At 40.3% G+C, this 21,208-nt stretch carries 15 protein-coding genes and 2 tRNA genes; 7 read left to right on the top strand and 10 right to left on the bottom strand.

What is annotated here, in order from left to right; all coding sequences use genetic code 11:
* On the bottom strand, positions 1 to 1,764 hold the full coding sequence (sppA, locus tag OOZ15_RS16835) for a signal peptide peptidase SppA (protein ID WP_265957608.1): 1,764 nt from the start codon (positions 1,762 to 1,764) through the stop codon (positions 1 to 3).
* Between the two features lie 237 nt (positions 1,765 to 2,001).
* On the opposite strand from sppA, the gene folK reads away from it, so the two are divergent.
* Positions 2,002 to 3,141, top strand: a complete 1,140-nt coding sequence (folK, locus tag OOZ15_RS16830) for a 2-amino-4-hydroxy-6-hydroxymethyldihydropteridine diphosphokinase (RefSeq protein WP_265957607.1) — start codon at positions 2,002 to 2,004, stop codon at positions 3,139 to 3,141.
* A 77-nt stretch (positions 3,142 to 3,218) separates the two neighbouring features.
* On the opposite strand, the gene OOZ15_RS16825 is transcribed toward folK, so the two are convergent.
* The 6 genes from OOZ15_RS16825 to OOZ15_RS16800 all read right to left on the bottom strand — a co-directional run bounded on the left by OOZ15_RS16825 (position 3,219) and on the right by OOZ15_RS16800 (position 7,906).
* Entirely contained in the window at positions 3,219 to 3,653 is a 435-nt protein-coding gene (locus OOZ15_RS16825; RefSeq protein WP_265957606.1) for a DUF6326 family protein, read from the bottom strand.
* Between the two features lie 116 nt (positions 3,654 to 3,769).
* Positions 3,770 to 3,988, bottom strand: coding sequence for a hypothetical protein (locus tag OOZ15_RS16820; protein ID WP_265957605.1), 219 nt, complete (start codon positions 3,986 to 3,988; stop codon positions 3,770 to 3,772).
* A 149-nt stretch (positions 3,989 to 4,137) separates the two neighbouring features.
* Positions 4,138 to 4,563 (bottom strand): hypothetical protein, encoded by a 426-nt coding sequence (locus OOZ15_RS16815; protein ID WP_265957604.1) that lies wholly within the window; start codon positions 4,561 to 4,563, stop codon positions 4,138 to 4,140.
* Between the two features lie 13 nt (positions 4,564 to 4,576).
* Entirely contained in the window at positions 4,577 to 5,116 is a 540-nt protein-coding gene (locus OOZ15_RS16810; protein ID WP_265957603.1) for an RNA polymerase sigma factor, read from the bottom strand.
* A gap of 233 nt (positions 5,117 to 5,349) precedes the next feature.
* On the bottom strand, positions 5,350 to 6,798 hold the full coding sequence (locus tag OOZ15_RS16805) for a glyceraldehyde-3-phosphate dehydrogenase (RefSeq protein WP_265957602.1): 1,449 nt from the start codon (positions 6,796 to 6,798) through the stop codon (positions 5,350 to 5,352).
* 577 nt (positions 6,799 to 7,375) lie between these two features.
* Positions 7,376 to 7,906 (bottom strand): RNA methyltransferase, encoded by a 531-nt coding sequence (locus OOZ15_RS16800; protein WP_265957601.1) that lies wholly within the window; start codon positions 7,904 to 7,906, stop codon positions 7,376 to 7,378.
* A gap of 298 nt (positions 7,907 to 8,204) precedes the next feature.
* Between OOZ15_RS16800 and mutS the strand changes: the two genes are divergently transcribed.
* From mutS to OOZ15_RS16770, 6 genes are all read left to right on the top strand, one after another.
* A complete protein-coding gene (gene mutS / locus OOZ15_RS16795) occupies positions 8,205 to 10,772 on the top strand; it encodes a DNA mismatch repair protein MutS (RefSeq protein ID WP_265957647.1) in 2,568 nt (855 codons plus the stop codon).
* Positions 10,773 to 11,172: 400 nt separating this feature from the next.
* Positions 11,173 to 11,245: transfer RNA gene (locus OOZ15_RS16790), tRNA-Gly, on the top strand.
* A 15-nt stretch (positions 11,246 to 11,260) separates the two neighbouring features.
* A tRNA-Leu gene (locus OOZ15_RS16785) sits at positions 11,261 to 11,349 on the top strand.
* A 245-nt stretch (positions 11,350 to 11,594) separates the two neighbouring features.
* Complete coding sequence (locus OOZ15_RS16780; RefSeq protein ID WP_265957600.1) at positions 11,595 to 11,777, top strand: hypothetical protein; 183 nt, start codon at positions 11,595 to 11,597, stop codon at positions 11,775 to 11,777.
* Positions 11,778 to 12,065: 288 nt separating this feature from the next.
* Positions 12,066 to 13,406 (top strand): RNA-binding domain-containing protein, encoded by a 1,341-nt coding sequence (locus OOZ15_RS16775; protein WP_265957599.1) that lies wholly within the window; start codon positions 12,066 to 12,068, stop codon positions 13,404 to 13,406.
* Positions 13,407 to 13,525: 119 nt separating this feature from the next.
* The gene (locus OOZ15_RS16770) at positions 13,526 to 13,990 is read left to right on the top strand and encodes a TOTE conflict system archaeo-eukaryotic primase domain-containing protein (protein ID WP_265957598.1); all 465 of its coding nucleotides are present in this window, start codon (positions 13,526 to 13,528) and stop codon (positions 13,988 to 13,990) included.
* Here OOZ15_RS16770 and OOZ15_RS16765 read toward each other — a convergent pair.
* The 3 genes from OOZ15_RS16765 to OOZ15_RS16755 all read right to left on the bottom strand — a co-directional run bounded on the left by OOZ15_RS16765 (position 13,987) and on the right by OOZ15_RS16755 (position 20,691).
* Positions 13,987 to 15,930, bottom strand: a complete 1,944-nt coding sequence (locus OOZ15_RS16765; RefSeq protein WP_265957597.1) for an OmpA family protein — start codon at positions 15,928 to 15,930, stop codon at positions 13,987 to 13,989. The two genes, OOZ15_RS16770 and OOZ15_RS16765, sit on opposite strands and share 4 nt — an antisense overlap.
* A gap of 61 nt (positions 15,931 to 15,991) precedes the next feature.
* Positions 15,992 to 17,002: a PorP/SprF family type IX secretion system membrane protein gene (locus OOZ15_RS16760; RefSeq protein WP_265957596.1), complete on the bottom strand. Its 1,011-nt coding sequence runs from the start codon at positions 17,000 to 17,002 to the stop codon at positions 15,992 to 15,994.
* Positions 17,003 to 17,043: 41 nt separating this feature from the next.
* Positions 17,044 to 20,691: a DUF7507 domain-containing protein gene (locus OOZ15_RS16755; RefSeq protein WP_265957595.1), complete on the bottom strand. Its 3,648-nt coding sequence runs from the start codon at positions 20,689 to 20,691 to the stop codon at positions 17,044 to 17,046.
* Positions 20,692 to 21,208 lie beyond the last annotated feature (517 nt).

The following is a 21,208-nucleotide window of genomic DNA, read 5'->3' as shown; positions in this document are numbered from 1 at the left end:
TTATTTGATGTTGATTTCGAAAGGCATTCTCGCCTGCAATCCTTTTTGAGTTGATACGGCTTTTATCCGTTGCATGATGTTATATATCTCTTCCCCGAGTTCTTCTTTCAACACATCTTCCCTACTTTCCAAAAAACCAAGACCTGAAGCACCTTGCAACAGCTCCTTAATATTGGTTTCATATACGGGATAATTCGCCACAACGTAATCTTCCGCCCCTGTAGTTTGAGCTGCATAGGCAACGGCTTTGTTTAGTCCTCCTATTTCGTCCACAAGTCTGTGTTCTTTTGCTTGAACTCCGCTCCAAACCCTTCCTTGGGCCACACTATCTACCTCTGGTACAGACAAATTCCTGCCATCAGCTACTTTTTGCAGGAAATCTTGATAAAAATCTTCGATCCCCTCTTTCGCAAAAGCTTTAAAGCTATCGCTTGCAGGTTCGAACAAGCTGTAGGCTGTAGCATTTTCATTGGTGTTTACCTGTTCGGCATTGATTCCCCATTTTTCTGCCAATCTACTCGCATTGGGTATTGTGGCAAAAACCCCAATCGAACCGGTAATCGTTGCAGGTTCGGCAAAGATCTTATCGCCGGCAACAGCCATATAATACCCTCCTGATGCAGCCAAATTCCCCATGGAAACCACGACAGGTTTTACTTTCTTGGTCACTTCGATCTCCCTCCAAATAATATCTGAAGTCAAGGCCATTCCTCCCGGTGAATTGATGCGCAGCACAATAGCCTTTACATCATCGTCTTCCCGAGCAGCTTTTAATGCTTTGGACATGACTTCCTGTCCGATATAATTATCATTTCCCTTTCCGAAGCCAATCTCTCCTTGTGCATACACAACAGCGATTTTATCCTTTCCTGCAGTCTTTTTCTTTTTGGAAACATACTCGGCATAATCGATAATATTTACCGAGTTGATCTTATCTCTTTTCTTCAAATTCAAATTCTCCCTCAATAACTTGTTGTATTGGTCGACATAACTTAAACCATCCACAAAATTATTTTCCAAGGCCAATTCAGGTGATCGAGCCGCCAATTCGTCTGCAAATGCATTCAGTTGTTCCACGCTTTGTCCACGGCTTTCAGCAATATCTTCCAGATAAGTATTCCAAACAGACGACAACAGTTCTGATATCTGCTCCCGGTTTTCATCACTCATTTCGTCCGTCAAGTAAGGTTCAACCGCACTTTTGTATTTTCCGTGGCGGATTACCTCCATTTTTATTCCCGATTTCTCCTGAAGGTCTTTTAAATACAATACTTCCGAAGACAATCCCCTAAAATCCAGTTCCCCGGCAGGGTTTAAGAATACCGAGTCGGCCACCGAAGCCAGATAATAATCCTTTTGAAGAAAAATATCGCCGTAGGCATAGACAAACTTCCCGGATTCCTTGAATTCTTCAATAGCATCCCTTATGGCTTTTGTGTTCGCCGCTCCGGTGGTTAAAAACGAATTATTAATACTGATTCCTTTTATTTTATCATCTTTCGCAGCTGCCCTTATAGCCGGAAGGATAGTGTTGAGTCCGTTGTATTCCTCAAATTTATAATCAATATCGGTAAATTTATACTTTCCTCCGTAATCTTTAATGGGTTCTTTAAAATTGATCTCCAATACGGAATTGCTTTTAACCGCAACGGTTTGGTCACTACTGCCCGTCAAAGTGGCAATAATGAGAAAAAACATAAAAATGATCCCTAAAGCAATAAGCGTCCCCAAAATGGCCGCTAAAAGGTTCCTCAAAAACTTCATGTGCGTGAATTAATTAAGTCATAAAGATACATCAGAAGATATGAAAAGCAAATAACTTATTTTTTTACGATTCAGGCAAACAAAATAAGCTCAATAAACCCCTACAAGATTCGCTTTTCTTTTGAACTCGTTTAATCTTTTTTAATTGAAGCGAAAAGCCCATGGACAAAAAAGGATAATTTTTTAGCCAATTGAGAAAAGTTTAAGCGAGTTCTTTGTTACTTTGCCTTTGTCATTATGAAAGGGTACAATCGCACATATCTCTCCTTAGGGAGTAATCAGGGAAACAAGCTTGAAAACCTTAGAAAAGCCGTTCGTTTATTACAAAACCGAGCCGGAAATGCCGTGATGAGTTCTCCCATATATCAAACTCCTGCATGGGGGTTTGACAGCGATGATTTTTATAATATCTGTATCGCCCTGGACACCAAAATGCAAGCTCGGGAGCTTTTGGAGACAATGTTGGATATTGAAAAAGATTTGGGACGTATACGCAGCGATGCTAAAGAATACAAGGCTCGATCCATAGATTTGGATATTCTTTTTTATGAAGATACCGTGATCGAAGAATCGGATCTTGTGGTGCCCCATCCTCAGTTGCACCTACGCCGGTTTGTACTACAACCCCTGGCCGATATTGCTCCGGGGAAAATACATCCTGTTTTGAAAAAATCGGTTGCTGAATTGCTGGATGAATGTCCGGACGAAAGTGACCTCAGCAAAACTGATCTGGAGATTTCACTGGTGCAAAATGACTTTTCCAAATTCAATTTTATTGCTATTGAAGGGAATATCGGTGCCGGAAAGACCACCCTGGCTACAAAAATTGCTGAAGATTTTAACGGAAAACTTATTTTGGAACGCTTTGCGGACAATCCGTTTCTTCCAAAATTTTACGAAGACCGAAACCGCTATGCTTTTCCTTTGGAAATGTCGTTTTTGGCAGATCGTTATCAGCAATTTACGGACGACACTTCCCACCCCGACCTTTTTAAAGATTTTATGATCAGTGATTACGACATCTTTAAGTCACTCATTTTTGCCAAAGTCACCCTTCAAAAGGATGAATTTTTATTGTACCGAAAGCTTTTTAACCTGATGTATAAAGAGGTGGTAAAGCCCAATATTTATGTGTATCTATATCAAAATACCGAACGGCTTTTGCAAAACATCAGAAAAAGAGGAAGGGATTATGAACGCGATATTCCTGCTGAATACTTGGATTCCATCAACAGTGGTTATCTGGAGTTTATCAAGACCCATCCCAAGGTCAACGCCCTGATTATTGATATCTCAGATCTTGATTTCCTACAAAACAAAAACGATTATCAATATATCATCGACAAGATTCACGAGCATCCGTTTCCCCGTGATTAATCTACTGTTTGAGAATGCCACGAGTTATAAATTCGCGGGAGCGTTGGGCAGATAGATTCCGGAGCTTTGCAGACAAATTAATTATTGTTTTCTAACTTACTTCCCAAAATCTTAGGCTCGACCCAAGTCCAAGCATACCAAACTATAAACAATGTTGTTGCTATTTCTATAGCTGCAAAAAACATATAATGATAACTAGCTCCCATAAGCAGTGTTCCAATCATTATTATTGTTTTGATAGAACCCGCTATAATATTTGCTAAGCGATTTATTTTGTATTTCAAAACTCTTGATAGCAAAACCATAGCAATCGAAATTTCCATAATTACACCTGCTACTAACAAAGTTTTTTGATTCATATTAATTCCACCGACTTCCCCTGTTAATAATGCGTTTAACATTTCAGCGGACATCAATGTCAAAACATCGCAATACAGATAATTTAATGTAACGAATATCCATAGTGTAGATAAAATCACTTTTCTATTTTCAATTTTTTCTTCTGAATTCATTTTTTCCGTTTTTGATTAGTTATGTGCTCGATTCTTATGACACACAACGCGGGCTATCAGAACACCCCTTTCTCCGCCTTGATACCTATTAAGAAACCGATCAAACCACCCTAATATCAATCAAGCAAAGGTTCACAATAATAACCGTTCTTTTTTAATAGGTGGATAACCTCCTTTTCGGTTAAGGTTTCTTTGGCTTCAATCCTCAACACATTATCTATGTCTTCTGTATCAACAGTCCATTCAGTTATGGTGGATTGATTTTTAAGGATCGGTTTTAAGGATTTTACTTTTTTCTTTGTTTTTATATCGGTGCGAAATATCAGCAGTTTCATCTGTTCTTTTTTATTGTTTTTTAGTGGTCAGATGGAATTCTCCATTGAACATTTAACTCCACGTTATTAGTTTTTTCTGAAGTCGTTGAACCTCCGGTTTCGATTGGTGTCAACTTAATTGTTATGGCTCATTTCATAATTCTTAATTTTTATTCTTCTTCTGATTTGTCTTTTTCCGGTTTATCTCCATTTTCATTGGTCAAATTCTCCACATACTCCCTGTATGCCTGGTCGCCTTGCTCTTCCCAAAACTTGTCATAGTATTTCCATTTGGAAAAATCATTTTTATCTTTCTTTTTACAATCGGACTTTGATTTTTTGGAAGAATCCTTACTTCCACCTCCTCCGCAACCCCCACCAAAAAGGAATTTGAACAGTATAAAAATCCCGACAGCCTGCCAGTAATTAATGGTTGTTAGTCCGAATAACTCCGGCATAAGCCAGTTCCAAAGCCACATCACAACATAGCCGAACAATATGGCCAGTGCGGCTATGCCTATGACCGCTAATATGATCCACCCCGCAATTTCCCCCGGGGATTTAGTTCTCATTTTGTGTTTCCAAAAATTTGTCATTTTATCTTAATTTTTAGTGATCTTCTTTTTTTGATTCCAGTTTTTTATACAACATCGAGATCGCCCTATGTCGTCTGGACATTAACGTTCCCTCGGGAATTCCGGTTTCTATCGACAACTCCCTATAGGTATATCCTTCAAAGTCGATAGCCCTAATGACATCGCGATAATTCGGTTTTAGACCCAGAATATTTTTCTTGAGTTCGCGTTTTATTTCCTCGGAATAGGAATTATCAGGTTTCCCATAGAACAGTTCTGTAAATTCAATCAATTTGTTTTCATAATCAGTGACAGCGTTATCCGGTTTTCTTTGCTGACGCATCACATCGATGATTTTATTTTTAACCGATCGGTAAACGAATCCCGCAACATTATTTATAGGCGAATACCTGTCGGCTCCGGAAAATAATTTCAGGGCAACATCCTGAATAATATCTTCAGCATCACGGTTTACACTGGCTCTTATCTTAGAGTTCACATAGGCCGTAAGCGAATGATATTCTTCACTAAAAAATTCTTTTAGTTTTTTATTGTTTTCTCTTTCCGAGGTCATTTAAAAACCTATTTTGGTCGGTCTTCACTTATAAAGACGATGTTTTGATAATCCATTGCATTTTTATTGATTTAATTTTAAAGTTTCCCTATCGGAAGATCTCCGTTAAGCAATTCTAACACAAAACCATAGCAATATAGTCTTGCATTTCGATTATAAATGTACTTATAAAAAAAAGAGACCTGACAGGTTTCAGAAACCTGTCAGGTCTTTTCATTTAACGTATTCTAATTTTAATAATAAGTAAACCGCCTTACCTTGGCGATGTATTTGGCCAAGCGTATCACCTGATGGCTGTACCCGTATTCGTTATCATACCAAACATACAACACCGCATTTTTACCCTGGTCGTCTACAATCGTAGCTTTACTATCGTATATGGAAGGAGCCGAAATCCCAACAATATCGGTAGAAACCAGTTCGTTGCTCAACGAATACTTGATCTGCTCTACCAGATCACCTTCCAAGGCATATTTTTTCATGATGGCATTGATCTTACTTTTGGAAGTCTTTTTTTCCAGTTCGAGGTTCAGCACGGCCAAGGATCCGTTGGGCACCGGAACCCTGATGGCGTTGGAGGTCAATTTTCCGGCCAGTGACGGTAAGGCTTTGGAAACTGCATTTCCGGCACCGGTTTCGGTAATGACCATATTAAGTCCGGCTGCTCTCCCCCTTCGGTATTTTTTATGCATATTGTCCACCAAATTCTGGTCGTTGGTATAGGCATGTATAGTTTCCAAATGTCCCCTGACCACCCCCAGCGATTCTTCGACAGCTTTTAGGATAGGGGTAATGGCATTGGTGGTACATGAAGCCGCAGAAAAGATGTCGACTTTATCAGGGTTGAACTCTTTTTGATTTACCCCGTAAACAATGTTTGGTACTTCCTTCCCGGGAGCAGTAAGCAGCACCTTGTGTGTTCCTTTAGCTTTCAAATGCCTGCCCAATCCTTTTTCATCCCGAAATGCCCCTGTATTATCAATTACTAAAGCCTCATCAATTCCATATTTGGTGTAATCGATGCTCTCCGGTTTATCGGCTGTGATCATGTGTACGGTGGTACCGTTGACGATAAGCGCTTTATTTTTATGATCGGCGACTACCGTACCCGGAAAATGTCCGTGAACGGAATCGTTTCGCAACAGGGCCGCCCTTTTTTCGAGTACTTCGGCAGTCATTTTCCCTCGGGTAACAACGGCGCGTAAACGCAACTGACTTCCTTTTCCGGTTTTTAGCATCAGTTCCCTGGCCAATAAACGTCCGATTCTACCAAATCCGTACAATACCACATCTTTAGGTTGAATTTCAGATGAATTCTTGGCATCGCTCAGTTTATCAATCACAAAAGCTTTGTTATTGTTGTATTTGTTATCCTTAAGGTGGTATTCGTAGGTTAGTTTCCCGATATCGATCTTGGCCGGTGGCAGGTTTAACGAATTTATAGCCTTGGCTATTTCTACAGAATCAAAAACTGGAATGGGTTTTTCGACAAATTCGCAGGCATATTCATGCAGATTGATGATTTCACTTACGTTTTTGTCGATAAGTTGATTTCTGAAAAGTACCAGTTCGATGGATTTGTCGTACCAAAGGTCGTTTACGATTTTAATGAATTCTACGGAAGCCCTACGTCTATTGGCCTGTGAAACGAGTTCATTTTCATAAGTATCGCTAAAGCTCATTGTGTTGTGATTTTAGAATAAGAATTAATTTCTGTTTTCGCCGCAAAAGTACCCATTTCAAACGTTTTCGTAAAGAAAAAACGATTAAAATAAGAATTGTCTTTTTAACCGTATGAAAGACATTTCTTCATTATTGAATTATTACCTGAAACAATCACAAGGTTTTTGATAAAAAAGAGGTTTCCCAACAAAAAGCAAGGAGATTTCTTATCCAAGAAACACTTTTAAAACCAAGTATCTTAATTGTTAAATCCGATGTTTTTTTAATAAAATTTTTGGTTTTTTGCCAAAGGTTTGCTTAATTCGTAGAGCACTTAGGCTTTAAACTAGCTAACTTTACTTAATATATTTTGACTGGGATTCGGTATTACCGGATCCCTTTTTTTAGAACTCACCTTGACTTTCTAATTGGTTAAAAAATCACGTCAGTTCGAGTATTTTTTTATGGAGAGATAACGGAATAAAAAATGTATCGAGAACAAGTGGTTTTTGTTCAAAAGTCTATTCTCGATACAATTTTTTCTTCGCAGAGCTACGAAAAAATCACTCGAATTGACGGCTTATACTTAGGGTTAAATTACAGTTTTAGCTTACTGAAAAAATCCCATACCACCACCCCGGCACTTACGGAAATGTTTAGGGAATGCTTGGTGCCAAACTGAGGGATTTCCACCACATTATCGGAAGACGAAACCACATTTTGCTTAACGCCTTTTACTTCATTTCCGAAGATGAGGGCGTATTTTTTTCCGGGGTCGGTTTTAAAATCGTTGAGCATGATGGCGTTCTCGGCCTGTTCGATCGCCACGGTGATCACCTCTTCTTTTTTTAGTTGCTCGACCAAAGTAAGCGTATCTTCCACATACTCCCACTCCACACTTTCGGTAGCTCCCAAAGCGGTTTTATGGATATCTTTATGCGGCGGTGTAGCCGTAATGCCACAGAGGTATATTTTTTCTACGAGAAAGGCGTCGGCGGTACGGAAAACCGAACCGATGTTATTCAGGCTTCTGATATTATCCAGCACGATGATCAAAGGAATCTTTTCTGCTTTTTTAAAGCCTTCTACATCCAATCTGTCCAGTTCGCTGTTCTTTAGTTTTCGCATGTTATCAGAATTTTGATGCCAAAGTTAGCCATTCTCATTGTACAAAAAAACAACTGCTGCTAGCCCCGATAGAGCCGATACCCCGCCTGAAAGGCGTGTAAAGGCGATAGCGGGAAATAACAATAACTGAAAATCTCCATAATTCCGGGCTCCTGAAAAGAAAACCAAGGGCTATCAACAAAAGTTGTTTATAATACGTGTGGCGAGGGTTCGCAAAAAAAGATAAAAAATCATACTTTCGCTAAAACCTAATTTTTAAGATTTGGCAACCACAAAAAGCAAGAAAGTCACTCCGTTGATGAAGCAATACAACAGCATCAAGGCTAAATATCCTGATGCACTGTTGCTCTTTCGTGTGGGGGATTTTTATGAGACTTTTGGAGAAGATGCCGTTCATACGTCTAAAATTTTAGGGATTGTGCTTACCCACCGGAACAACGGTGGCGACCGTACTGAATTGGCCGGATTTCCGCACCATTCACTGCATACCTATTTGCCTAAATTGGTAAAAGCGGGACAACGTGTGGCCATTTGTGACCAGCTGGAAGATCCCAAACAGACCAAAAAAATTGTAAAAAGAGGGGTGACCGAGCTCGTGACTCCCGGAGTGGCGTTGAACGACGACATTCTCTCTGCCAAAACCAATAATTTTCTTTGTGCGGTTCACTTCGGAAAAAAACTGTTGGGCGTTTCCTTTTTGGATGTTTCCACCGGGGAATTTTTAACTGCTGAAGGCAACGAAGAATATATTGACAAACTCTTGCAAAATTTTGCGCCGAGCGAGGTTTTGATGTCCAAAAAGCACAAAAGCGATTTTCTTTCGGCTTTTGGGAAGGAGTTTCACACTTTTTTCATGGAAGATTGGATCTTTCAGGAAGATTATACCCACGAAACCCTTAACGATCATTTTCAAACACAATCGTTAAAAGGGTTTGGAGTGGCGCATCTGGAACACGGAATCATTGCTTCGGGGGCAGCCCTGCATTACCTTTCGGAAACGCAGCACAACAAATTGCAACACATTACGGCACTTACACGCATTGCTGAGGAGGAATATGTGTGGATGGACCGGTTTACCATAAAAAACCTGGAACTGTATTATGCTCCTTCTGCCAATGCTGTAACCCTGCTGGATGTCATCGACAAGACCATTTCGCCTATGGGCGGACGTTTACTGAAAAGATGGGTGGCATTGCCGCTGAAGAATATCGAAATGATAAAACAGCGCCACGATATTGTTCAACATCTTATGGAGAATGATATGGTGATTGATGAATTCCGCTCGCAAATAAAACAAATCAGCGACTTAGAAAGATTGATCTCCAAAGTTGCGACCGAGAAGATAAGTCCGCGTGAAGTTGTGCTTTTGAAAAACTCCCTCGAAGCCATCATTCCTATAAAAACTTTGGCTAGTGATAGTAAAAATGAAGCCTTGAAGGTCATTGGTGACCAATTGAACCTTTGTGATGTGTTAAGGGCCCGTATCAAACAAACGGTTAAGGAAGAAGCCCCGGCGGTTCTCTCTAAGGGTAATGTTATCGCCGACGGATTTTCAGAAGAGCTAGACGAACTACGCCGACTCGCTTTTTCCGGTAAGGACTATCTGGACAATATGCTGGAAAGGGAAATGAAAAACACCGGAATTACTTCCTTAAAAATAGCCAGCAACAATGTTTTTGGGTATTATATTGAAGTTCGCAACACCCACAAAGACAAGGTGCCTGAGGATTGGATCCGCAAACAAACCCTGGTCAGTGCCGAACGCTATATCACCGAGGAATTAAAAGAATATGAAGCCAAGATCCTGGGAGCAGAAGAAAAAATTGCCATCCTGGAACAGGAATTGTTCCGTCAACTGGTGGTTTGGATGCGGGAATACATCCTCCCGATACAAACCAATGCTGCTTTGATTGCACAATTGGATTGTTTATGCGGATTTGTACAACTGGCAAAAGACAACAAATACACCATGCCGGAAATGGACGATTCTTTTGATCTGGAGATCAAAGAGGGGCGTCATCCGGTGATAGAAAAGCAATTACCGCCGGGAGAAGCCTACATCGCCAACAATATCACCCTCAACCGGGACGAACAACAGATTATTATGATCACCGGACCTAATATGAGTGGTAAGTCGGCTATTTTAAGGCAAACCGCCCTTATCACACTCCTTGCACAAATGGGAAGTTTTGTGCCCGCAGCTTCTGCACGAATCGGTATTGTGGATAAAATATTTACCCGTGTGGGTGCCAGTGATAATATCTCCTTGGGTGAATCGACTTTTATGGTCGAAATGAACGAAACGGCTTCCATTTTGAACAACCTCTCGGAACGCAGCCTTGTGTTGTTGGACGAAATCGGTCGTGGTACCAGTACTTATGACGGTATTTCCATCGCTTGGGCTATTGCCGAGTATATCCACGAACACCCCGGAAGGGCAAAAACCCTGTTTGCTACACACTACCATGAGCTAAACGAAATGACAGAAACTTTTGACAGGGTCAAAAACTTCAACGTTTCGGTAAAAGAGCTGAAAGACACTGTACTTTTCCTTAGAAAATTGGTGTCGGGTGGTAGCGAACACAGTTTCGGAATCCACGTAGCCAAAATGGCCGGAATGCCCCAGCAGGTCATCCGAAGGGCGAATAAGATCTTGAAAAAACTGGAGAAATCGCATAGCAGCGAAGAGTTAACCGATAATCTTAAAGCCTCACAAGACGAAATGCAATTGAGCTTTTTCAATCTTGACGATCCACTTTTGGAGGAAATCAAAGATGAAATCCTCCATACCGATATCGACACGCTCACTCCGGTAGAAGCTCTAATGAAGCTTAATGAAATCAAGCGGATGCTTGTTAAAAAGTAGAGCGCATTATTTTTATTTTAAATCTTAGCTTTATTAATATTTATTATGTTCATTTTTTTATTCACCTCTCTTTTTATTGTTTTATAGGTATTCATGATTGCTGAATTCGTTGATAAAAAAAGCGAACCAAAAAAATCTAGGCTAACGAAAACAACCTCTTAATACTATAGCATCTTGTAGCGCTATGAAAAGACAGAACCTAACGTCAAGAAAACAGCGCCAAAAAAATATTTTCCAGCCAACCTACCTTAACACCAGCCAGACAAATCATTCTGGCGGGGAACGGACAGGTTGAAAAAGTTTAAGCGAGTTCTTTAAAAAAAAGCTTTGCTTTTTACAGAATTGTATTAAATTTGCACCTGCTTAGTCAAAAGCTAAGAGTTCTTATACTTTAAAAAATGCGAAAATAGCTCAGTTGGTAGAGCGCCACCTTGCCAAGGTGGAGGTCGCGGGTTCGAATCCCGTTTTTCGCTCAATAATTACCAATCGCTCGAGTGGTGGAATTGGTAGACACGTTGGACTTAAAATCCAATGGCCAGCAACGGCCGTGCGGGTTCAAGTCCCGCCTCGAGTACCAAACGGGACAAATCGATATTTTTTTGATTTGTCCCGTTTTTATTCATCTTCAACCAACTGTACATCAACACCATACCGTTTAAACATACATTCACTACAGCGATTCAATAATTTTAGTCTTTTTTTCACCCGATTTGTAAATTTTATTGTAATCTATTGATAATTAATCACATAAATGATTCAAGTGCCGTTGGGGTCAAACTCTTAATTCGATTACAACTAGGCTTCAATAAAAATTTCAAAACCATGGACAATAATTTTGATAGGCCAGTGTGCAAAATGAGTACGGCAAGAGCTGTTAATTTATTGGCAAAAGATGGTATCATTGTCACTGAAGAACAAGCTGAATTTATTCTTGAGTTTCTTTATGACATGGCAGAAATTGCTGTAGAGCAATATTTAAAAGAGCATAAAAGAGATTTCAGTTAAATGATGTCTTCAAAGAGCTTAATGCCACATGGATTATAATTATAGGTATCGTCTCGAGGTCTTTATTGAATTTTTTATAGTAAAGAACTATACCGTTCAATAATTTCAGTATTCTTGTCTTTTCCTTGTGCTTCAATTCAAACATGTTTATTCCCATTTGGTGAATCTCTTTATTAAGTTGACCCTTTACTTGTAGTTTCTTTGTATTAAAATTTCAAGCTTCATATTTTTAAAGCAGATACCATAGTTTATGTATAAAAAAATTATTTTTACATTAAATCCTCTGTAATGCCTGAAACCAATCGAGTAGAATACAAAGAAAAATTAACCAAAGACCTAGATTTAGAAAAAGAAGTGATAGCTTTTCTCAATTACTTGGAAGGAGGGTTAATTTACATAGGTGTTGACAAAAATGGGACAACAATTGGCTTAGCTGATATTGACGGTGATATGCTCAAAATCAAAGACCGTATTAAAAACAATATATCACCATCCGCTATGGGGCTATTCGATGTAGTAGCGGAAGAACAGAATGGTAAGACCCTTATTAAAATTATTGTAGCTAGTGGGAGTGAGAAACCGTATTTTAAGAAGAAATACGGTATGACCGAAAAGGGCTGTTTTATTCGGGTAGGTACAGCTTCGGAGCCAATGCCTCAAAGAATGATAGACGAACTCTTTGCAAAACGTGTTCGAAATTCTATAAGCAAGATACGGTCCAATCGACAGGAACTCACCTTTGAGCAATTAAAGATATATTACGAAGAAAGAGGTACGCCTTTAAATAAAAATTTTGCGGTTAATTTAGAGCTTTTAACTGAAAACAAGGAATTCAATTATGTAGCCTATTTGATGGCTGATGAAAATGGCAACTCTATAAAATTGGCAAAATATAGTGGAAACAACAGAGTTGACCTAATCGAAAATCAAGAGTACGGCTATTGTTCCCTAATAAAAGCCACAAACAATATCCTGAACAAATTGGAAGTGGAAAACACCACCCGTACCAAGATTACTTCAAAAGAGCGTATAAGTGAACGCTTATGGAATCCGGTAGCGTTAAGGGAAGCTGTACTTAATGCCATAATTCATAATGACTATACCACAGAAGCTCCCCCGAAATTTGAAATCTTTGACGATAGGATTGAAATCACGTCTACAGGAGGTCTACCAAATGGTTTAAGTCAGGAAGATTTCTTCGAAGGCTATTCCATTCAAAGAAACAAAGGTATCATGCGTATCTATAAAGATCTTGAACTGGTGGAACAATTAGGCTCTGGTGTTCCCAGGATTCTGGAAGCATACAGTAAGGATTGTTTTAGGTTTTCAGACAATTTTTTGAGGATAACCTTCCCAAAATCCATCAGTGGTGCAATAGGTGGTGCAATAGGTGGTGCAATAGGTGGTGCAATAGGTGGTGCAATAGGTGGTGCAATAGGTGATTTGACCGAAAGACAGGTAGAGATCATAGAACTCATAAAGGCAAATAATAAAATAGCTTATCGGGAAGTTGCTCAAAGATTGGGCATAAATAATTCTGCCGTACAGGCACATTTCAACGCCCTCAAAGAAAAGGGTGTTATCAAAAGAATTGGAGGTACCAGAGGGTATTGGAAAATAACCATATAATATATGGAATATGGATGGATTTCCCGAAAAAGAGACAATAGACCTTTTCCGAAACCTTTTCAAAGGGCGCGAAGATGTATTTTGCACTGCGATAGGAAAAATCGGGTAAAAGTGGTTATATGCCTGCCTATTCATACGATCCCTATATGTACCGGCTCCATAAACAGCGAGGGGGTACTTTTAAGGACTACAAGGACAAAACGTATTTAAGATTTGATGATTTTCAACTGTCAAGACATCTTGAAGGAAGACAGGCTGCTGGGATATACCCACTTTTACAAGACAACACCTCTTGGTTTATTGCTGCTGATTTTGATAAAAAAGATTGGCAAGAACAGTCTCAAAAAGCCATCAAACTCTGTGAAAAGTTTAATATCCCGGCCTATTTGGAACGTTCCCGTTCAGGGAACGGAGCTCATGTAGTTCGACAGCTTGGGCATTTTTATCTATTAATCTCACCAAAGTTTGCGGACAAAAAAGTTAGTATCAAGAAGCCGGCTGAAAAACCGGCTTCCAATAACTGCAGCCTTGAAGGTAACCAAAGCTGCAAATGGCTTTCACTAGTATTTACTAATCCCTCTTAGAAAGCCAAAACTTTAACTTCGGTTCGCCTGTTTTCCTCATGGGCTTCCGACGAACATGATACCCCGTCTGAACATTCATTTAACAGTTGGCTCTCACCATATCCTTTGGCCGTCATCCGATTTCTTGCAATTCCTTTGCTTACTAAGTAATCTACCGCCGATTGGGCTCTGCTTTGAGATAATGACATATTATATGCATTGTTTCCACGGCTATCAGTATGAGACGATAGTTCTATTTTTAAAGTTGGATGTTTACGCATTATTGTTACCAGTTCGTTAAGTATGATTGTTGCATCTTTTCGGATATTGTGTTTATCAAAATCGTAATGCATATCTTCTAATACAAACTTTTTCCCTTCTTCGAACAAAGGCTCTAAGTGTAAAGCTATCCTAAGGGTATCACCTGGTTTTACATCCTTGGTATTAACCATCAACGAATCACTATAATAGCGTTGTTTTTGTCCCAATATTTTATAGGTTTTATCCGGATCGATTTCAAAAATAAATTGTCCCGTAGCTGTACTTTGTTTTTTGGCAATCAATTGTCGCTGAACATTATTAAATAATGTAACCGCGGTTTGTGCAAGTATTTTTTCAGTGCTTTTACCTTCATAAGTAGTACCTTCTAAAGCGATATACATTTTGGGCTTAGCATAGGTAAATGAATAGATATCATCACCTCCAATACCACCTGCCCGGTTAGAAGAAACATAACCGTATAGGTTTTCGCCCTCCATCTTCGACACTACAAAGGCAAAATCATCACCCCCACTATTTACAGGATACTGTAAGTTTTCCGGGGCAGACCACGACGCTTTACTACCTTCTGATTTAAACACATCTAAACCGCCCATATTAATAAAGCCGTTGCTCGAATAATATAAGGTACCATCAGGAGCTATACTTGGAAACATTTCATCTTGCGGACTGTTTATAATGTTTCCGGCATTTTTTGGGGTGGTCCAGTTACCCTGGCTGTCCAACTCACAATACCAGATATCAGCACCTCCCATACCTCCGGGCATATCGGATACAAAGTAAAGCTCTTTTCCGTCAGGACTCAATGCTGCATGACCTGTTGAATATTCCTTTACATTGTTATATGGAAACGGGGTAGTCTGCCAATCTCCGGAAGTATTGCGTTTATAGATAGACAATTCCAGTTTGTTGCTTAAATATTTCTTGTTGCCATCTTTACCTTTATTTTCTTTTCTACCATAATAGGTACGGGTTACATAAAAAATATCTCCGGATTTGTTTGTACTTACCGGACCTACGTGGTATTTACTTTTATTATTTATCGATCCTACTAATTGTGGTTGAATTAACTGTTTTTCGCTATCTATCCCTGCTTTAAATACCTTAAGAAAGGAATTTCCAGTCCAGCCATAATGTTTTTTACGTCCTCCTCCTGCCTCTCCGGTAAAATACACCTGGTTATCTACAGGATAAGCTCCAAACTCAGACTTTTCGGTATTTATCTCTTTTTCATTCTGTAAAGTATAAGCCTTAGGATTAGCAAGCCATTTGATAGCCGCTTCACACCCGGCAATTTCGAGTACTATTGCTTGATTGTTTCCTGTTTTTTGGGCATACTGCCCTAACATTTTCTTTGCTTCGTCATATTCTGAGATTTGCTTTAAACTTTGAGCGTATTTTAACAGGTTTTCCGGATTGGTATCAGGAGTTTCCAGCACCCTGGCATACCAGTTACAGGCCTGAACATAATCGTTAACCTGATAATAGCTGTTTGCCAGTTGTTCCATATCTTTAACACGGGGATGCTTTATATCTACCTCTTTTAACAATAAAGGAATGGCCCTTGCATATTGGTATTCATAAATATGCCTGTATGCTCTTTCCCTGTTTCCAGGCTGTTCCTGCGCTAACCCGTTTAAGGTTAGTAACATTAAGGCAAATATGGTGATTCGATTTTTCATCAGAACGTCTTTTATATTTTGATAATTTGTTATTTTATTTTTAATAACTAGTTTGGTCTAATTAAAAGAATCTTGGGCTTAATAATCTTTTACCTCGAAGTGGAAATGTATACCCAAGAGTAAGTTCGTGTGTGCCGTTTTCGGCATTTCCAAGATCGTTTAACATATAATCGTATGAATATCCTACTCGAAAACGTTTGGAAACATAGAACTGTACAATTCCTGAAATAGCGTTAGTTACAGAAATATTATCGGGGGTATAATTACTATAATCATTTTCCCAAATCTTAACTCCAGTCCTATATCCAGCACCAAACCAGAAACGTTCATTATAAATAAACATGGCATTAAGGTCTAAACTTGTAGGTCCTTTAAAATCCTCTTTTACCATTAAGCTCGGACGAAGTTTAAAAGATCGGTTTAAATCAAATAAAGCTCCGGTAATAAAGTACAAGTGTTTGCGATGATAGATATTATAGTTAGCGTCATCACTGTTAAAAACATAGCTATCTTCTTTATCTAGTACATCCATTAACGAAACCCCTGCATACCACTTCGGGCTATAATAGTACATCCCAAATCGTAAATTCCATTTCCAAACATTTTCATCACTATAACCCAAGGCAGGATCGGTACCATCTACAGGATTAAATTTAGAGCCGTCAAGTCCGTATTGTGCTAGACCCACACCAAGTCCAAAGCTCAGACGTTTGGTATCAGCATCATTCAACCTGATACGATAGGCATAATTGGTATAAACCGAAGTAGCGGTTTGAGGTCCTATTTTTTCTGAGGTTACCTGTAGTCCTAAAGCAACATTCCTTGAATATGGTGATACTACTCCATCTATGGAAAACTGCCCTGTTTTTGGGGCTCCTTCCAGTCCATCCCACTGATTTCGTAAGGCCATCTGAGCAAACCATTCTTCTTTATAACCTGCATAAGCTGGGTTTATGCTAAGGGTATTGAATATATACTGAGTAAACTGAACCTCTTGTTGTGCTCTTAGCTCTGACGTTTTAAAAAATACCAAGGCGAAAAGTAAAAGGTATATATTTTTATACTGTTTCATTGTTTTCTTTCTAATCATTCTACTATTAATATTATTGCCGCTTAACGTTTTATAAATATCCATCCTGTGTATTGTCGATCATTACCTTCCGAATCGATTAGGCTAAGTTGATAGAAATAGGTTCCTTCGTTAAGGCCGTGACCTCCAAATGAATTATCATATTCATAGTTTTTATATACTTCGTTACCCCAACGATTATATATGATGATTTTAGCCTTCGAGTTAGAGTCAATTCCAATGATTTCAAAAGTGTCGTTCTTACCATCACCATTAGGGGTTATAACATTTGGAATGAATAGTCCCTCTATAGTAACTGTTACCATTGCCATATTGGTCCAGTTTCCGTTTTCATCTTGAACGCGGTAAGTAAAGGTGTCTTCTCCTACATATTTTGATCCTTTGTTTGGTGTATATACTACCTGCCCATTTTCATTTACACTTACTGTACCGTATTGAGGAGGAGTTACAACTTCAATACTTGTGGGCAACAACTCAGCCCCATTACCAGAATCGTTGGTAATAATTGTTATAGTTACCGGTTGCCCCATTTGTGTGGTAGCCTCATCATTGGCTGCCATTGGAGGTTCAATAGTTATAACAAGAAGGGCTGTTATGGTCTCTTCATCATTATCCGTTGCTGTTCCTGAAATATCGGTAACTGGATTTCCCTCCGGATCTAAACCTTCAGCCAAAGCTGTATTACTTACAGAACCGACATCGATATCTCCTGTTGTAATAGTATAATCAGCTGTTATCATTCCTGTTTCGCCTGGGTTCAAGCTTTGAGGTTCTATCGTTAGTTCTGTTATACCTAATTGCTCATCATTAATAACCAGGCTTTCCATCCTTACATTTCCGATGTTGGTTACAATAAAGGTATAAGTAATGGTTTCTCCTTCTTGTGCATAAGTGTCCCCATTTTCATCATTAAAAATTGCTGTTTTCACCAAAGCCATTGAAGGTTCTTTCGATATATTGGTTACCGTCGGATCATTGGTAGGGTCCCCGTCGGTGTTCCCAGAGCCGTCCGGTGTCTCTGTGGTCTCATCACCGGCATCCGAACTGTCGGTCACATCATCGGTGCCGTTCGGGCTATCTCCCGCGGCCATGGCTGTGTTCTCCACATAGCCGACATCAAGGTCATCCTGGGTAATGGTATGTGAAGCCATTACGGTTGCACTCTCACCCACGCCCAAATTGGTTATTGGGCTGCCACCGGTAATGGCCGCATTGTTGTCGGTCACTTCTATGTTGGTAAGGGTGACATCCCCGGTATTGGCTACCACGATCTCATAGGTGATGGTGCTCCCTAAGGTATTGCCGTTGCCGGTAGCCGTCTTGGTTACCGTAAGCTCCGGGTTTTGGTTCAGTTGGGTCACGGTAGGGTCGTTGGTTGGGTCCCCGTCGGTATTGCCGGAGCCGTCCGGTGTCTCTGTCGTCTCATCGCCCGCATCCGAACTGTCGGTCACATCATCGGTGCCGTTCGGGCTGTCCCCTGTGGCCACTGCGGTGTTCTCCACATAGCCTGCATCGATATCCGTCTGGGTAATGGTATGCTCGGCCGTTACCGTAGCGCTCTCGCCCACACTTAAACTGGTTATTGGGCTGCCACCGGTAATGGTCGCATTGTTGTCGGTCACTTCTATGTTGGTAAGGGTGACATCCCCGGTATTGGCTACCACGATCTCATAGGTGATGGTGCTCCCTAAGGTATTGCCGTTGCCGGTAGCCGTCTTGGTTACCGTAAGCTCCGGGTTTTGGTTCAGTTGGGTCACGGTAGGGTCGTTGGTTGGGTCCCCGTCGGTATTCCCGGAGCCGTCCGGTGTCTCTGTGGTTTCATCGCCGGCATCCGAACTGTCGGTCACATCGTCCGTACCGCTTGGGCTGTCCCCTGTGGCCACTGCGGTGTTCTCCACATAACCTGCATCGATATCCGCCTGGGTAATGGTATGCTCGGCCGTTACCGTAGCGCTCTCGCCCACACTTAAACTGGTTATTGGGCTGCCTCCGGTAATGGCCGCATTGTTGTCGGTCACTTCTATATTGGTAAGGGTGACATCCCCGGTATTGGCTACCACAATTTCATAAGTGATGGTCCCGCCCAAAGTGTTTTCATTGGACGTTGCTGTTTTGGTCACCGTAAGCTCCGGGCTTTGGTTCAGTTGGGTTACGGTAGGGTCGTTCGTAGGGTCCCCGTCGGTATTACCGGAGCCGTCCGGTGTTTCTGTCGTTTCATCGCCCGCATCCGAACTATCGGTCACATCGTCCGTACCGCTTGGACTGTCCCCTGTGGCTACTGCGGTGTTCTCCACATAGCCTACATTAAGGTCATCCTGGGTAATGGTATGCTCGGCCGTTACGGTTGTACTCTCGCCCACACTTAAACTGGTTATTGGGCTGCCACCGGTAATGGCCGCATTGTTGTCGGTGACTTCTATGTTGGTAAGGGTGACATTCCCGGTATTGGCTACCACGATCTCATAGGTGATGGTCCCGCCCAAAGTGTTTTCATTGGACGTTGCTGTTTTGGTTACCGTTAGTCCTGGATCTTGGTTTAGTTGGGTTACTGTCTCATCGTCCGGATCACCGTCGCCGTCCGGGTCGTCGTCGGTCGTATCCGTTGGGTCATCCGAGTCGTCGCTCACATTATTATTATCTGGGTCTTGACCTGTAGCTGTTGCCTGGTTTGTTACACTTCCGTTGTCTACGTCCGCTTGGGTAATGGTATAGGTCGCTGTGAACGTACCGTTATCGCTTGCCTCCGGTTCCAGATTTATCGGACCGCCGTTCAATACGATACCCGGTAGCGGGTCATTAATCGTGATGTTGGTTACCATAACGTTACCTATGTTCGTCACAACAAAGCCGTAGGTAATCGTCTCCCCGGTATCCGCATAGCCGTTGCCGTTGGTATCGTTGAAGGTCCCGGTCTTTTCCAAGCTGATGTTTGGGTCACATGGGATTATATTCTTTCCGCTGCCATAACCTGTCATATAAGTGGTTCCAACCACCGATTGGCTTCCTACAATCGTATTTGAAGAGGCACTGTTCCAAGAAATGGTATTGAATGTATTACCATTGAACAGTTCAAGCGGTTCAAGAGACCCACCTGAAGTTTTACTACCAAACATCGATATGGTTCCTGACGGACTGATTACCACCCTGATTAAAGGCGCTGAAGCAGTACCGTTCATTTCCCAAATATCTCCTTCTGTATCTGTTTCATATTCATCTCCATCTTGAAAACGAACATTTATACCACTTGTTCCTGATGATTGAAATTCTAATTCTTGTGTGGCTAAATCAACCCCATTAATATTTAAATTAAAAGAGTTATCCAACGTGTAAATGTCAAATTGAAAACCATAGTTTGTTGCTGGCTGGTTAAAAGTAACACTTTCGCCATCACTTAATGAAAAATTTTCACCTTCAACATCTTCAGTACATTCATGTTCAAAAAGCGGGTATTCAGCTGTTTCAGTACCAGAACGTAAATGTGATTTTATTCCTGTTGCGCCATTTAGGCACAAATCTTTAGATCCTCCTGCAAAGAGACTATCACTCCCCAAGAACAGAACCATTACTATAATCTGCAATCCAAAACAAGATTTAAATACATTCCTCTTAACCGATGTATTGTCCCTCCAAAGTTTATAGTTCATTAACATCAACATGTAAAAGTGCTTCATAGATATTTTCTTTTAATTTCTAAAAGTTTTCTCCATCCCTTGTTTTAAATCAACTCTGTGATTATTTAATTTCATCATTAATCTAAATTGGCTGGATTCAAAGACTCGTGGCAAAGTAAGGGGTAGTATAAGCCTCTAAAAAAGAAACGCATGTCCATTTTCGGGAATCTGAACAGACAAAAAAAGTCAACAATGGATTTCATCTCATATAATTGACACTTCGACGAACATGCACTAAATCAAGAATAAGACACATCCTTGATAGAGGACGAATGTATAGGAAAGTAGTAATAAGAAATTCTTGTTAATTTATGTACTATTAAGAAGATATAAATGAAATAGCAGCAAACTGAGAAATCATCTACGACCTGAAAAGAGAGTGTAAACTGAACGCTGGATGAAGTGAAATAAATTTTTATTTGACACTATCCCAAAAAGTGTGTAAGTTATAAATCGAGGGTTTGGTTTTTTTAGAGCTGAACCCTTTTTTCAAATATAGTTAAAAATTGGTTTAAAA

It is taken from the genome of Galbibacter kalidii (genome assembly GCF_026241135.1).
Taxonomy (GTDB): domain Bacteria; phylum Bacteroidota; class Bacteroidia; order Flavobacteriales; family Flavobacteriaceae; genus Galbibacter.
Note: the sequence above shows the minus strand (reverse complement) of the source record. Positions and strands in the feature narration are given on the sequence as shown.

Excerpts from the sequence above, each read along its gene's own strand:
- OOZ15_RS16800 (WP_265957601.1), bottom strand. The coding sequence starts at position 7,906 with ATGCGAAAACTAAAGAACAGCGAACTGGACAGATTGGATGTAGAAGGC.
- OOZ15_RS16810 (WP_265957603.1), bottom strand. The coding sequence starts at position 5,116 with ATGACCTCGGAAAGAGAAAACAATAAAAAACTAAAAGAATTTTTTAGT.
- OOZ15_RS16805 (WP_265957602.1), bottom strand. The coding sequence starts at position 6,798 with ATGAGCTTTAGCGATACTTATGAAAATGAACTCGTTTCACAGGCCAAT.
- folK (WP_265957607.1), top strand. The coding sequence starts at position 2,002 with ATGAAAGGGTACAATCGCACATATCTCTCCTTAGGGAGTAATCAGGGA.
- OOZ15_RS16765 (WP_265957597.1), bottom strand. The coding sequence starts at position 15,930 with ATGAAAAATCGAATCACCATATTTGCCTTAATGTTACTAACCTTAAAC.
- OOZ15_RS16820 (WP_265957605.1), bottom strand. The coding sequence starts at position 3,988 with ATGAAACTGCTGATATTTCGCACCGATATAAAAACAAAGAAAAAAGTA.
- OOZ15_RS16775 (WP_265957599.1), top strand. The coding sequence starts at position 12,066 with ATGCCTGAAACCAATCGAGTAGAATACAAAGAAAAATTAACCAAAGAC.
- mutS (WP_265957647.1), top strand. The coding sequence starts at position 8,205 with ATGAAGCAATACAACAGCATCAAGGCTAAATATCCTGATGCACTGTTG.
- OOZ15_RS16755 (WP_265957595.1), bottom strand. The coding sequence starts at position 20,691 with ATGAAGCACTTTTACATGTTGATGTTAATGAACTATAAACTTTGGAGG.
- OOZ15_RS16760 (WP_265957596.1), bottom strand. The coding sequence starts at position 17,002 with ATGAAACAGTATAAAAATATATACCTTTTACTTTTCGCCTTGGTATTT.
- OOZ15_RS16815 (WP_265957604.1), bottom strand. The coding sequence starts at position 4,563 with ATGACAAATTTTTGGAAACACAAAATGAGAACTAAATCCCCGGGGGAA.
- OOZ15_RS16825 (WP_265957606.1), bottom strand. The coding sequence starts at position 3,653 with ATGAATTCAGAAGAAAAAATTGAAAATAGAAAAGTGATTTTATCTACA.
- sppA (WP_265957608.1), bottom strand. The coding sequence starts at position 1,764 with ATGAAGTTTTTGAGGAACCTTTTAGCGGCCATTTTGGGGACGCTTATT.
- OOZ15_RS16770 (WP_265957598.1), top strand. The coding sequence starts at position 13,526 with ATGCCTGCCTATTCATACGATCCCTATATGTACCGGCTCCATAAACAG.
- OOZ15_RS16780 (WP_265957600.1), top strand. The coding sequence starts at position 11,595 with ATGGACAATAATTTTGATAGGCCAGTGTGCAAAATGAGTACGGCAAGA.